Raw genomic sequence first — 13,828 nt, 5'->3', positions numbered from 1 at the left:
ACCAGTCGATTCAAACCGCCGGGGCGTGGGCCAACCGGTAGGCCCGTGGGTAATGTGCCATCGCGCGGGAGAAGGCGAGCACGCTGGGCAGCATGAAGCAACCCATGGTGAGCAGCGCCAGACGCAGGCCGTCACCCGGGCGGATGCCGTTGTAGAAATCGCTGAGCAGGCCCGCGACGATGGGGCCGAGGCCGTTGCCAAGCAGTGCGCCGGACATCAGCACCATGGCGCTGGCCGTGGCTCTGCGAGACGAGGGAACGACGAGGCTCAGAGCGGCATAAGTGGGAGCGGCCCACCACGGCGAAAGCAGCGCATACCCCATCAGCAGCACCATGCTCAACGCAAACTGGTGCGTGCCGGTGAGCAAGTAGCCGAGCCCGAATACGGTGGAAATGGACAGCGCCACGACCGGAACCCCGATCTGCCAGCGCTGGTCGCGTTGGGCCATGCGGTCGGTGAGCCAGCCGGAGATCAGGGCTCCCGTCACGGCGAACAGTGCCGCACCCGCCGAGATCCAACCTGCATCGCGCAGCGACAGATCGAAGCGTCGCGCGAGCAGCGCCGTGTTCCATGCGCCGAACGACAGGTTGGCGAACAGCGCACAGGCCGCGCCGATGATGAGCCACCGCGTGACCGGCTCGCGCCAGATCAGCAGCACGGCGGGCGTCTTCTTCCGCGACGCGGCATCGGCCGCAGACGCCGCTTTGTCCCCCTGCCCGGCTGCATGGCGCTGCGGCTCCTCCACCGTCCAGCGCAGCACGCAGGCGAGCACCACGCTGGCGAGCCCCACCACCGCCATCGTCACCCGCCAACCCCAGAGCTCGGCCAGCACCGGCCCGGCCAGCAGCGCCAGCATTGCGCCCGCGCTGCCGCCCATGCCGAAGATGCTCATCACGCGCGAACGCTCGTGCGGCGCGTACAGGTCGGCCAGCATCGACATGGAGGCCGCGCCGCCGCCCGCATCGCCCAGCGCAGCGCCGCCCCGCGAGGCGGTGAGCCCGCTCGATCCGCTGGCGAGAGCGCCCAGCGCCGCGATGGCGCCGCCCAAGCCACGGCACCATGCCACGAGGCTGCGGCGCTCGGCGCGGTCGGCGAGCCGACCCATGGGAATGCCGAGCAGCCCGAAGGTGATCGCAAAGCCCAAGCCGGTGATCAGCCCGATCTGCAGGTCGGAAAAGCCGAACTCCTGCTTGATCGGCTGCAGCAGCACGGCGAGGATCTGGCGGTCCATGAAGGTCACGGCGGAAAGTGCCGTGAGGAGCACCAGCATGTAGCGTCGGGAGCGTTTGGAATCTGTCGTCTGACTCATGGGATCTGTTCTTGTTGTCGTTGCTTGCAATGTTGGGGTTCAGGCCGCTGCGGTCTGCGGGGTGTCGATGGCTGCGAGCGCCGGTTTTCCGAGCACCAGGTCCGCGCCCTTGTCACCAATCACCACGGTCGACGCGTTGGTGTTGCCCGAGACCAGATGCGGCATGACCGACGCGTCGATCACCCGCAGGCCCTCGACGCCGCGCAGCTTGAGATCGGGCGTGACGACGGCCAGCGGATCGCTTGCATCGCCCATGCGGCAGGTGCCGCTCGCGTGGTGGCCGGAGCCGAGATACATGCCCAGCCAGTCGAGCAGTTCGTCGTCGCTCCGCACGTTGGCCTTGGGACGGGTCTGTTCCTCGATCAACGCGGCCAGCGCGGGCTGCTGCGCGATCTTCATCGCCACGCGAATGCCGTGAAGCAAGGCCTTGCGGTCGCGCTCATCGTGCAGGTAGTTCATGCGCACGCTGGCCATGTCTTCGGGCCGCCTACTGCGCAGCTTGAGTTCGCCGCGTGAGTACGGGCGCACCTGATATGGCGCCATCGTCATGCCGGGGAAGGCCTCTGTGCGGTAGGTTTTGCCGTCGCGCATGAAGGCTTCGATATCGCCCGTCACCGGCAGGCCGTGGATCTGGATGTCGTTGTACGGAAGGCCTGGATCGCTGCTGCACCACGCCGCGAACTCCGATCCCGGCATGGCCATCGCGCCAGTACGCGTGACCAGATACTTGGCCACCGACGCCGCAATGCCGATGCCTCGCAGCGACTTGTTGAAGCTCGGCGTTCCGGGCTTCATGCGCCAGGACATGGGCACGATGGCATGGTCCTGCAGATTCGCGCCAATGCCTGGCAGATCGACCAGCACCTCGATCCCCATCTCGCGCAAATGCTCCGCCGGCCCAATGCCCGAGAGCATCAGCAACTGCGGCGACTGCAGCGCGCCCGCGCAAAGAAGCACTTCCTTGTTCACCCGGGCCTCGTGCACGCCGCCCCGGTCGTCGCGCCAGGCAACGCCCACGGCGCGGCCGTTCTCGATGAGGATGCGGGTGACCAGCACCTGCATGCGCACCTCGAGATTCCTGCGGGCCATTGCGGGCTCGATGGCATTGCGGGCAATGGACGAGCGGCGGCCATTCTTCACGTTGGTCTGGAAGATGCCTGCTCCGTCGGGATGTCCGTTGTTGAAATCGGCGCAGGCGGGCAACCCGGCCTCGATGGCCGCGCGCACCATGGCCTGCGTCACCGGCTGCGGATCGGGCACGTCGGCGGCGGTCAGCGGCCCTCCCCGGCCATGCAGCGACGCGCTTTGAAACGCTGGCTGATCGCTGAGCTGGTTTTCGGTGCGCACGAAGTACGGCAGCAGCTCCGCGTAGCTCCAGCCCTTGGCGCCGAGCGCCGCCCAGCTGTCGAAATCCGCGCGGTCTCCGCGCACATAGATCATGCCGTTGATCGACGACGAACCGCCAAGCCGCTTGCCGCGCGGCAGCGAGATTGCGCGCCCGCCCGCCCAGCGCTCGGGTTCCGTCCTGTGACCCCATGAGTATTTGGGGTTGTAGATCATCTGCCCCCAGCCCGAGGGCATGTCGACCAGCAAGTCCTTGTGCGTTCCTCCGCCCTCCAGCAGCAGCACGCGGTTGCGCGCGTCTTCACTCAGGCGTGCAGCCAGCGTGCCGCCCGCCGATCCCGCGCCTACGATGATGTAGTCAAAAGGAGTGTCCATGGGCTCCGTTGTCTCCGTCGTTCTGTATGTCACGACCCCACCTGAACATGGAAGGGATGCCGTTCAGTCTTGCCGCGAAGCGACGTGGCGACATACTCCAAATGGACGGTGCACGGTCCCCTTCGCGACAATTTCACTGCAACGCGAAGAAGCCGCCAACGATGAAAAGCGGCATATGCATATGCCTTATTCGGGGGTTGAGCGATGAAAAGAAAAAACAGATACTTCGCCCGCCCGTTAATCCGGGAGCGTGAGTTTGAATATCCACGGTGATATTCATTTCAATATCATATTTTTCAAAATATTCAAATCACGATTCATTTTGACCAACCAGGAAAATACAATGACCAGAGTCATGCTGCGCGCCAAGCTCCATCGCGCGACAGTCACCGAGGCTGATCTGCACTACGAAGGCTCCTGCGGGATCGACGAAGACCTGCTCGACGCCGCCGACATGCGCGAGTTCGAGAAGATCGAGCTCTACAACGTCAACAACGGCGAGCGCTTCTCCACCTACATCATCAAGGCCGCGCGCGGCTCCGGCGCGATTTCATTGAACGGTGCCGCAGCCCGCAAAGCGCATGTGGGCGATCTGCTGATCATCTGCACCTACGCACCCATCGATGATGCACACGTCGATCACTGGAAGCCGAAAGTGGTGCTGCTCGGCGACAACAACCGGATTCAGGAAATCAAGAAGATTTGAAAATGATTTGAACGCGCATTGCCGTGGAAGTTTGAAATTCAGCAGCGGGCCAATAAAGCGCACCGAGCATGCGAACAACCACCACAACGGAGAGATGGGCCATAGCGCGAGACGTCGAAGCCGCAGATCAGTACAAGCGTAAGGCAAGGCTGCGCATCGAAGCTATATGGCCGATCTCTCCTCCCCAACGCGATTGACCGATCACCGCCAAGGGGCAGCATCAAAATCAAAGCCCGCAAAAATCAAGGCGAAAAAAAAGCCCGGCATGACCCGGGCTTGAATGAAGTAACGAACAAAGGACTCTCACACTCACATCTCACTACTTGTTCCCCAACCACGCAACGCTGTTGAGGAAAATCCGCACCAGCTCGGTCTGGCGGCGCACGCCTGTCTTGGAGAAAATCGAACGCAGATGCGCGCGCGCCGTGTTGCGGCGGATGTTGAGCGCTTCTGCAGCCTCTTCCAGCGACAGACCATTGGCCAGCTGGATCGCGAGCGATGTTTCGGCGGGCGTCAGCTGGAACAGCTGCTGCGCGAGCTTGACCGGAGGGTCGGCCTTGCCGCCGGTGTCGCGCACAAAGACGGCGACGCTGGGTCGCTGTTTGCCTTCGGTCCACTCGTCGGGCGAAATGCTCTGCACCACCACGCCCCAGTTGAGCTGGCCGGACTGGCGGCTCACCGACATCCCCTCGGTCATGCTCAGGCGAGAGACCTGGGTATGCATCAGCGCATCGCGGATCAGGCGCTGCAGCTTGCGGTTGTCGTTGGCGTAATTGGCCTCCAGCATGCCGCCCGTCACCTTCAGGCCATCCTGCATGTCGAGGATGCTGGTGGCTGCGGGGTTGGACTCGATCACCACGCCGTTCTGGTCGAGGATGACCACGCCCACCATCAGCTGCGCCATCGCGCGGCTGTAAAGCGAGATCACCTGACGGTCCTGGTTCACGGCCAGATGCAGATTCAGTGCGCGCTTGAGATGCGGCAGCACCATCGCGCAGAATTCCTTTTCCTGCTTGCTGAAATTGACATCGCTTTCGGGCCGCACAATGCGCAGGCCGTAGACGCAGCCATCCTTGGTGGCAACGTCGGCGGCCAGCACGTGATAGACGTTCAGGTCCTTGCACCAGTCGCTGTAGTAGGCTGAAGCGCGCCATTCCGAATCGGACATGACGTCGCTCACCGTCACCACGCGGTCGGTCACCAGCCCGCGAAACGGACTCATCGCGATCTTGGGATTGCCGGTGGGCACGTCGCGGCGCTCACCGGCGGCGGACACGACCAGCCCCACGTCATCTGCATTGCAAGGGCGCACGATCAACGAGGCGTAGTTGCCGCCGAGCTGCTTGCGCAGCAGCTCAAGAAACGGCCGCCAGCCTTCCGTGTCCATCGCGGCTTCGTACAGCAGGCTGGCCAGTTGGCTGAACTGCTCGGCCGAGACAAAGTCCGACTGCGGCGGCACGGTGCGTGCGGGAGCAACCTTGTCAAATACGGGAACATCCTTGAGCACGCAGGCAATGCTCGGTGATGTATAGGTCGCAAAACTCATTCTGGCGAAGGCGCTTTCCATCATGGTCAACTCTCTTTGCTAGCGGCAGTTTGGACATGCGATCACTGAATCTCGAACAGGCCGGCGGCACCCATGCCACCGCCGATGCACATGCTGACCACCGCGTAGCGTGCGCCACGGCGACGACCTTCAAGCAGTGCATGCCCTACCAGTCGTGCACCCGACATGCCAAAGGGATGACCTATTGAGATTGCACCACCATTGACGTTCAAGCGGTCATCGGGAATACCCAGCGTATCGCGGCAATGAATGACCTGACAGGCGAACGCCTCGTTGATTTCCCAGAGGTCGATGTCCTTCACGCCGAGGCCATGTTGCTTGAGCAGCTTCGGAATCGCGAACACCGGGCCAATGCCCATTTCGTCCGCTCGGCAGCCCGCCACGGCCATGCCACGGTAGACACCCAGAGGCGTCAACCCCCGCTCGCGCGCCTCGTTTGCACTCATCAGCACACTGGCGCTCGCACCATCGGAAAGCTGCGATGCATTGCCCGCCGTGATGAATTGGCCTTCGGCGACCCACTGGCCGTTCTTCCACACGGGCTTCAACTTGGCCAGGCTCTCAAGAGTCGTGTCACCACGGTTGCCTTCATCTTTGGTCAACGTGACCTCTTCCGTCCCGGTGACGTTGCCTTCTTTGTCGAACAACTGCTTGACCGAGGTGAGCGGCACTATTTCATCATTGAACAGACCCTTGGCCTGCGCCTGCGCCACGCGCTGCTGGCTGCGCAGCGAGTACTCGTCCTGCACCTCGCGGCTGATGCCGTATCGCTGGCTCACCAGTTCGGCGGTTTCGATCATCTGGATGTAGGCCGTGGGTTCGGCGGCGAGCACGGCCTTCGATTGCGCGCGATAGGCATTCTTGTGCTTGTTCTGCACCAGTGAAATGGACTCGAGACCACCGGCCACCGCCACGTCGTACTCTCCCGCCATGATGCTCTTGGCCGCAGTGGCGATGCTCATCAGGCCCGAAGCGCACATGCGGTCGATCACCATGCCGCCCACCGAATCCGGCAATCCAGCCGTATAACCGCACAGGCGACCGAGGTTGTAGCCCTGGGTGCCCTGCTGGGCCGCAATGCCCAGAATCACATCGCCGACGTCCTCGCTCCGCACATTCGCTTTGTCAAGCGCCGCACGGATCACGTGGCCGCCCAGCACCGGCGCCTCCGTGTCGTTGAATGCCCCGCGAAACGCCTTGCCGATGGGAGTGCGCGCTGTCGAAACGATGACTGCGTCCTTCATAAACTGTCTCCTGACTTTCCGTCTTGTCATTTCAAGATGGCCGCGCGGATCTGTTTTGTGCCCACTGCGTCCACCGACCTTTCCCTGGCTTCGCCGCTCTGCGTCGACTCGCCACTTGCCTTCCGAAGTCCCTGACCGTTCTCTGCCTGTCTTGTCCTGGTTCGCGGCAGGGATCTTTAACCAATCGTTAATTGTTCAATCAAAAATGGAGCCGACTTATCGTCTCGACGACAGTTCCGGGTTTATCCTGATGCTCCACTTCGACGGTGATGCGGATGTGCGCCTGCACGCCGTCGTCGCCCATCCGCGTGGCGGCGATCACCTCGCCCACGCCGCGAACCCGCGAATTCACGCGCACCGGAGCGGGAAACCGCACCTTGTCGCAGCCGTAGTTCACGCCCATCTTCAACCCATCGAATCGCGCGAGCTGCGGCAAGAAAAGATTGGCGAGCGACATCGTCAGATACCCGTGCGCCACACAGGCTCCGAAAGGGCCGTTCTTCGCACGCTCGGGATCGACGTGAATCCACTGGTGATCGCCCGTCGCGTCGGCGAACTGGGTGATGCGCTCCTGCGTGATCGTCATCCACTCGGTCGCGCCGAGCGATGTGCCCACCGCATCCAGAATCGACTGCACCGAGTTGAACGACACACCGCCTCGCTGCGCAGCAGCAGGGTTGGCGGCAGTTTGCGTGAGAGTGGCTGCTTCGCTCATCGCTCAGGCCCTCTGCGAGCTGACCGACACCACCTCGCCCGTCATGTACGACGAGTAATCGCTGGCGAGGAAAATCATCACGTTCGCCACTTCCCATGGCTCCGCGCCGCGACCGAAGGCTTCCTTTTCCGACAGCTTGGCCAGCAGCTCTTCCGAGGCCGATTTCTTGAGAAACGCATGGATCGCGATCGAAGGCGCCACCGCGTTGATGCGCACGCCATGCGGCGCGGCCTCCAGCGCCGAGCAGCGAGTGAACGCCATCACCCCGGCCTTGGCCGCCGCATAGTGCGCCTGCTCGGTCTGCGCTCGCCAGCCCAGCACCGAGGCGTTGTTCACGATCACGCCCTTGCCGCGCGGCTGCATCACCTTGAGTGCGGCACGCGTCATGCGGAAGGTGCCCGTCAGCGTGATGTCGATGACCTTGCTCCACTCGTCGTCCGACATGTCGACCACCTTGCAGCTGGTGCCCAGACCCGCGTTGTTGATCAGCACGTCGATGCCGCCCAGCGTCTCGTCCGCCTCGCGGATCAGCGCCTGGACCTGGTCTTCCTTGCTCACGTCACAGAGCTTTCCGTAGACATGGGCGAGGCCCGTCTCGGCCTTGATCTGCGCGACCGCTTCCGCTAGACGGCGCTCGTGCACGTCGGAGACGAACACCGCCTTGCAGCCCTCTTCCGCACAACGGCGGGCCGCGGCAAATCCAATGCCGGCACCGGCAGCCGCAGTGATCAGGGCGGTCTTGTTCTTGAGCAGTCCGTGCGGAGCGACGTAATCAGGAGCGGGGGCGGGAGCGGAGACAGGTGCTGTGGTCATGAAGCGAAAAGTGGAACGTCAGGATTGTTTGCAATGCACCAATCATCACGTTCACGCTGCGTCGCAACATCGTCTACCTGGACGATAGGCCAATCCCTAATTCGGCGTAGATTCCGCCAGAATTTGCACCGTTTTGGCGCAAAAGACGACATTTGAACGCGCAACCCACTGGTTTACCCTTGCGAGAAAACCCGGATTCGACCGTGCACAGCGGCGAGCGGTCGCGCACAGCTACTTGCTCCAGATCAAACTACACTCGCGCTCGCTCAAGCGCTCAGACTCAACCCTGCCACCCCCAACGCACACGCGAGGCCAGCACAACCCAGCCAACGGCGAGCAGCGACCGCACCGCCTTCTCCCACGGCTCGCCAAACATGGGACTGGCGTTGCAACCACGGCGGCGTTCACCTGAAACTGAGGACTGCCATCGCCCGAAATGCGCGCTCCGACCCTTGCGGTGTAGGTGGCGTGGAATGCCTTCAAAGCAACGGATGGAATTTCTTTGACTTGTTCCGGTGATGCGGATATGCGCTGGCAATCAGCAGCACGTTGCCGTCTGCACGCACGGCGTTGAGCCCGAACTGAACAGCACCCGTCGAAACTGGCGGTGTTCAGACAAGTTGTGGCTCGTTACCTCGGCATCCCCAATGCGCGCTCGGCCATCAGGTTCATCTGGATTTCATTCGTCCCCGCGTAAATCGTGTCCGCGCGGCTCACGAGCCAGAGCTGCTGCAAGGGGCGCAGCGCAGGGTCGTCCAGCAGCAATTCGCCCTCTTCGCCCAGCACTTCCATTGCCAGTTCGCCCAAGTCGCGGTGCCAGTTGGACCAGGCGTATTTGGAGACCGATGCCGCGCGCTGCGAGGTGGCTTCGTCCGATGAGCGCAGCGCGTGGCTGCGCAGCGTCTGCAGGCCGAGGGCCGCCTTCGCCAGGCGTTGGCGCAGCAGCGGGTTGCGGGCCGCGCCGTTTTGGCGGGCGAGGTCGAGGATCAGGTTCAGCTCGTAGCGGAAATGCGCCTGCTGGCCTAGCGTGGACGCGCCGCGCTCGCAACCGAGCAGGTACATCGCCACCTTCCAGCCGTCACCCACGGGGCCGAGGTGCAGGCTGCCCTCGGTGCGTGCGCCGTCGAAGAACACCTCGTTGAATTCCGACGTGCCGGTGATCTGACGGATCGGGCGCACTTCCACGCCGGGCTGGTTCAGGCGCACCAGCAGCAGCACCATGGCGCCGTGGCGTCCTCCACTGCTTGCAGCAGCAACTGCCTCGTCACAGCGCGCGAGCACGAAGATCCATTCGGATTCATGCGCCCACGAGGTCCAGACCTTCTGGCCGTCGATCACCCATTCTCCGGAGGCCGGATCGATGCGCGCCTTGGTGCGGATGGCGGCCAGATCGGAACCCGCGCCGGGTTCCGAGTAGCCCTGGGCCCAGTAGTCCTTGCCCGCGAGAATACCGGGCAGAAAGCGCTGCTTCTGCTCCGGCGTGCCGTAGTGCATGAGCGTGGGCGCAAGCAGCGTCTCGCCAATATGGCCGATGCGGCCTGGGCCGCCACAGCTCACGTACTCTTCATGAAAGATCACCTGCTGCGCAAGCGTCGCGCCGCGCCCGCCGTGCTCCCCCGACCAGCCGATTCCGGTCCAGCCGCCCTTGGCCAGCTCCTGCTCCCACTCCTTGGCGAGCTGGGCATCGTAGCCCTCGGCGCCCAGCCCGCTCGCGTGCTTGAGCGGCGCAAACCTGCCGCTGAGATGGGCGTGCATCCACTCGCGCACCTCGGCGCGGAAGGCTTCATTGATTTCGGTTTCTTGAACGTTCATGCGGCCTCCAGCGCAGGTTGTTGTTGTGTCCGTGGTTGCCCGTCGGCGTCGAACAGGAGCGCAGCCACCTCTTCATGCCATTGCTCCACCGTGCCCATGCGCTGGCTCAGCGTCTGCGCGCGGCGGAAGTACAGGTGCGGATCGAACTCCCAGGTGAAGCCCACGCCTCCATGCAACTGAATGCACTCGCGCGTGGCAAACAGCGCGGCTTCGGTCGCCTCGCTGCGGGCCTGTGCGGCGCACATGAACAGCGCTTCCCCCACGGCACCCGCATCGGCCGCAGCGGCAGCGCCGTAGACCGCCGAGCGCGACATCTCCACGCCCACCAGCATCTGCGCCGCGCGGTGCTTGACGCCTTGGAACACCGCCACGGCCTTGCCGAATTGCACGCGCTCCTTGGTGTACTCCACCGCGAGTTCGAGCGCCCGCTCGGCCACTCCGACCTGTTCAGCCGCCAGCGCAATCGCGGCAAAGCTGCGCAGCTCGGCCCACAGCGCGAGCAGTGCATCGCCCTGCACCAGCACCGCGCTGTCCGCCAATTTCACTTGAGCGGCGGTGACGTGCGCACTGGTGCGCGTGCCATCGACCGTAGCCAGCGCCTCGACGGTCAGTCCCGCCGTATCCGCCGCCACCTCCAACAATGCCAACGAACCGCATGGCAGCGTCGTCGGAAGAATGAACACATCGGCCACTGCCCCCGACGCCACCTGCGGCCAACGGCCATCAAGCACCAGCGAAGCGCCATCAACCACCACGCGCGCACTCGCCGACAGCGCGCCGCGCACCGTCATGCCCAGCACGCACACCTTGCTCGACAGCGCCAGCCGCTGCACCACAGCCAGCCCCGAACCGCTCAAACAAAGATGCCGCCACAAGGCCGCAGGCGCCACCACCGCATCAAAGAACGGCACGCAAGCCAGATGCGCCCCCATCCGCTCGGACAGCAGCACCAGCTCCATGAGCCCAAGGCCCATGCCGCCAGCGGCTTCGGGCAGCGCCACCGTACTCCATCCCATCTCGCAGACCTGCTCCCAGAGTGCCCGGTCAAAACCGCCCTGTCGTTCGGCCACTTCCCGCACCCGCGCACTCGCACTGTTCTCCGAAAGGAAAACCGCCGCAGATTCCGCAATCATGCGTTGTTCGTCATTCAAACCAAGATCCATGATGCGCACTCAAATGGAATAGAAAAAAGAAAACCGACCTTCAAGGAGTCGCGAAGCCAGCACGCCAAGAAGCGTGCAGAGCCCTTCAACAGACCACCACAACGCCAAGACAGCCTTTCAGGCCAGGCGTCTCGCGCGCAGACAGTACGCCCGTACGGCAAGGCTTCGCAACGACGCATGAAAGGCTGACTTGACGCCTCAAAACGACCCACCAATCGAAGCCAAACAGGCTTCGTAAAGACAAACGATCAGGTCCCGTAGACCTTCTGCGGAACACGCCCATCAGAAATAAGCGAATCAACCACGGAAGTCATTTCAGAAGGTTCCCAACGATCGCCCTTGTCGCGGATGACACCGGTAAACCAACCATCGGCGACGGAGATTTCACCCCCCTTGGCCTCAAAACACCGCCCCGTAACGTGCGAAGAAAGCGAGCTGCCCAGCCAAACCACAATGGAAGCCACATTCAAAGGATCCCAGGCATCAAACCCGGACTCCGGCTTCTTCACCATGTCGGGCATGGCGCCCTCGGTCATCGAGGTCCGCGCGGCCGGCGCGAGCGAATTGACGGTAATGCCATAGCGCGCCAGTTCCGCCGCCTGCACCAGCGTCAGACTGGCAATGCCGCCCTTGGCCGCCACATAGTTGCTCTGCCCGATGGAGCCCTGAAGACCCGCCCCGGAGCTCGTGTTGATGATGCGTGCGTCCACCACCTTGCCCGCCTTCTTCTGGTCGCGCCAGTAGCGGCCGAACGTGTTGCCCATGCAGAAATGGCCACGCAGGTGCACGCGCATCACCATGTCCCAGTCTTCTTCCGACAGGCTCAGAAACATGCGGTCGCGCAGCACGCCCGCGTTGTTGACCAGCACATTCACATCGCCGAACGCGGCCACTGCCGCGTCGAGAATCGACTGTGCGCCGGCCATCGTCGTGATGTCGCCCGTGTTCGCAAGCGCCTTGCCGCCTGCGGCGATCACCTCGCTGGCGACGGCCTGCGCGGCTTCGGCGCGGATGTCGTTGATGACCACGTTCGCGCCTTCGGCTGCAAAGGCGAGCGCATAGGCCCGGCCCAGACCGCCACCGGCGCCGGTGATCACCACGGTACGTTGATCGCAAATAGCCATTTTCATTTTTCCTTGAATCTGCTTCTTGATGTTCAGACTTTGAATGAGCTCAGATCCGGCATGCGCTGCGCCCATGGGTGGGCCTGCTCGAGCTGCGCGGCCAGGCGCAGCAGTCGGCCTTCGCCGCCGAACGGGGCGACGAAGTGCGCGCCGATCGGCAGGTTGTCGGTCGTCCAGTGCATGGGCACGCTCATCGCGGGGTGGCCGCTCAGGTTCAGCAGCGACGTGAACGCCGACGATTTCATCGCCTCGCGTGCGTAGCCGTCATACGACTGGTCGAGCCGCAGCGCGCCCAGCAGCTGAGGCGGCACGGCCGTGACCGGCGAGAGGATCAGGTCGTACTGCACGAGAAAACGGTCGAGCAGCTGCCCTGCACGATCAAACCCGGCGCGCGCGGCAAACAACTGGGCGGCACTGGCGTTCTTGGCGGACTGCAACATCGCCCAATCGATGGGTTCAAACTCGTCCTCTCGCGCGGCGCGACCCAACTGCTTTTCGCGGGCCTGCATGGCCACGAGCAGGCCCGCGCTCATGGCCGGACCCATGCCCGCATAGATCTCCGCGACCGGCAATTCGGGCATCTTGTCTTCAAGCACATGGCCCATGGCTTCGCAAGCCTTGGCTGCCTTGTCAAGCGCGGCCAGGCAATCGGCATGCACGGGCAGGCCGAAATAGTTGTTTCGCCAGACGGCGATGCGCAGCTTCTTCTCGGGTGCGAGCGACAGCGCCTGCAGATAGCTGCCCGGTACGTCTCGCTGCGGGAGCACGCGCGATCCGGCCTCGGGCCCGGCCGTCAGATCGAGCAGCAAGGCGCTGTCGCGCACCGTGCGGCTGATCGCATGGCCGGCCGACAGGCCCGCAGCGCCGTCAAGGCCGAACGGCCCCGCCGGGGTGCGGCCACGGCTGGGCTTCAAACCGAACATGCCGCAGTGCGACGCTGGAATGCGGATGGAGCCGCCGCCGTCGGTCGCGTGCGCCACCGGCACAATGCCCGCCGCCACCACGGCCGCTGCGCCGCCGGACGAGCCGCCCGTCGTGTGCCTGGCGTTCCAGGGATTGGGCGTGATGCCGTAGAGCGCGGATTCGGTCGTCGTGGTCATGCCGAATTCGGGCGCTGCGGTCTTGCCGAAGATGTTGAGACCGGCCGCCTTGTGGCGCGTGACGATGGTGCTGTCCACCGGCGAGACCGCGTCCTTGAAGAAACGGCAGCCGTTGGAAGTGATCGTGCCCTGCATGCCCACGCCCAGATCCTTGAGCAGGAACGGCACACCCCAGAACGGCGCGTGGGCCGTGGCCTCGGTGCGCGCCGCGGCGCCAAGTGCGGAGAGCTTTTTCGCGTGATCACGCGCCAGATCGAAGTCGCGCAGCACCACCGCGTTGAGCTTGGGATAGGCCTCGATGCGTGCAATCGTGGCATCCAGCGCCTCCAGCGGAGTCACTTCGCCGCTGCGCATCTGCGCTGCCCATTCGATGGCGTCAGCCGGTGCCTTGGTGGCAGCCGATGTGCCCAAAGCCGTTGTTCCGATGGAACCCGCCACTGCGGTCATGGCCGCCCCCCGCAGAAACGTGCGGCGATCCAGATGACCGTTCGGGGTGGTTTGGAAGCTGTTGAATATGTCGTCCTGCATGGTGTCCGTCTCCGTCGTTTTGGGTATC

Annotated in this window: 12 protein-coding genes; 1 reads left to right on the top strand and 11 read right to left on the bottom strand. The window is 63.8% G+C overall.

Annotated elements, in window-relative coordinates; all coding sequences use genetic code 11:
• Positions 1-10: 10 nt before the first annotated feature.
• From ISG32_RS24915 to ISG32_RS24905, 3 genes are all read right to left on the bottom strand, one after another.
• A complete protein-coding gene (locus ISG32_RS24915) occupies positions 11-1,309 on the bottom strand; it encodes an MFS transporter (RefSeq protein WP_228530097.1) in 1,299 nt (432 codons plus the stop codon).
• A gap of 39 nt (positions 1,310-1,348) precedes the next feature.
• Complete coding sequence (locus ISG32_RS24910; RefSeq protein WP_194773709.1) at positions 1,349-3,028, bottom strand: GMC family oxidoreductase; 1,680 nt, start codon at positions 3,026-3,028, stop codon at positions 1,349-1,351.
• A gap of 133 nt (positions 3,029-3,161) precedes the next feature.
• Positions 3,162-3,308 (bottom strand): hypothetical protein, encoded by a 147-nt coding sequence (locus ISG32_RS24905; protein ID WP_194773708.1) that lies wholly within the window; start codon positions 3,306-3,308, stop codon positions 3,162-3,164.
• A 63-nt stretch (positions 3,309-3,371) separates the two neighbouring features.
• Between ISG32_RS24905 and panD the strand changes: the two genes are divergently transcribed.
• The gene (gene panD, locus ISG32_RS24900; protein WP_194773707.1) at positions 3,372-3,734 is read left to right on the top strand and encodes an aspartate 1-decarboxylase; all 363 of its coding nucleotides are present in this window, start codon (positions 3,372-3,374) and stop codon (positions 3,732-3,734) included.
• A gap of 319 nt (positions 3,735-4,053) precedes the next feature.
• On the opposite strand, the gene ISG32_RS24895 is transcribed toward panD, so the two are convergent.
• The 8 genes from ISG32_RS24895 to ISG32_RS24860 all read right to left on the bottom strand — a co-directional run bounded on the left by ISG32_RS24895 (position 4,054) and on the right by ISG32_RS24860 (position 13,800).
• On the bottom strand, positions 4,054-5,304 hold the full coding sequence (locus ISG32_RS24895; protein WP_194773706.1) for a helix-turn-helix transcriptional regulator: 1,251 nt from the start codon (positions 5,302-5,304) through the stop codon (positions 4,054-4,056).
• A gap of 38 nt (positions 5,305-5,342) precedes the next feature.
• A complete protein-coding gene (locus ISG32_RS24890; RefSeq protein ID WP_194773705.1) occupies positions 5,343-6,545 on the bottom strand; it encodes an acetyl-CoA C-acyltransferase in 1,203 nt (400 codons plus the stop codon).
• Between the two features lie 199 nt (positions 6,546-6,744).
• Positions 6,745-7,260 (bottom strand): MaoC family dehydratase, encoded by a 516-nt coding sequence (locus ISG32_RS24885; RefSeq protein WP_194773704.1) that lies wholly within the window; start codon positions 7,258-7,260, stop codon positions 6,745-6,747.
• A gap of 3 nt (positions 7,261-7,263) precedes the next feature.
• Positions 7,264-8,073, bottom strand: coding sequence for an SDR family oxidoreductase (locus tag ISG32_RS24880; protein ID WP_194773703.1), 810 nt, complete (start codon positions 8,071-8,073; stop codon positions 7,264-7,266).
• A 630-nt stretch (positions 8,074-8,703) separates the two neighbouring features.
• Positions 8,704-9,885 (bottom strand): acyl-CoA dehydrogenase family protein, encoded by a 1,182-nt coding sequence (locus ISG32_RS24875; protein WP_194773702.1) that lies wholly within the window; start codon positions 9,883-9,885, stop codon positions 8,704-8,706.
• Complete coding sequence (locus tag ISG32_RS24870; protein WP_267254057.1) at positions 9,882-11,048, bottom strand: acyl-CoA dehydrogenase family protein; 1,167 nt, start codon at positions 11,046-11,048, stop codon at positions 9,882-9,884. Before ISG32_RS24870 ends, ISG32_RS24875 begins: the two co-directional genes overlap by 4 nt.
• Before the next feature lie 248 nt (positions 11,049-11,296).
• On the bottom strand, positions 11,297-12,172 hold the full coding sequence (locus tag ISG32_RS24865; RefSeq protein ID WP_194773700.1) for an SDR family oxidoreductase: 876 nt from the start codon (positions 12,170-12,172) through the stop codon (positions 11,297-11,299).
• Between the two features lie 32 nt (positions 12,173-12,204).
• The gene (locus tag ISG32_RS24860; RefSeq protein ID WP_194773699.1) at positions 12,205-13,800 is read right to left on the bottom strand and encodes an amidase; all 1,596 of its coding nucleotides are present in this window, start codon (positions 13,798-13,800) and stop codon (positions 12,205-12,207) included.
• Positions 13,801-13,828 lie beyond the last annotated feature (28 nt).

It is taken from the genome of Diaphorobacter caeni, assembly GCF_015354245.1.
Classification (GTDB): domain Bacteria; phylum Pseudomonadota; class Gammaproteobacteria; order Burkholderiales; family Burkholderiaceae_C; genus Diaphorobacter_A; species Diaphorobacter_A caeni.
This window is presented reverse-complemented; position numbering and strand designations above follow the sequence as displayed.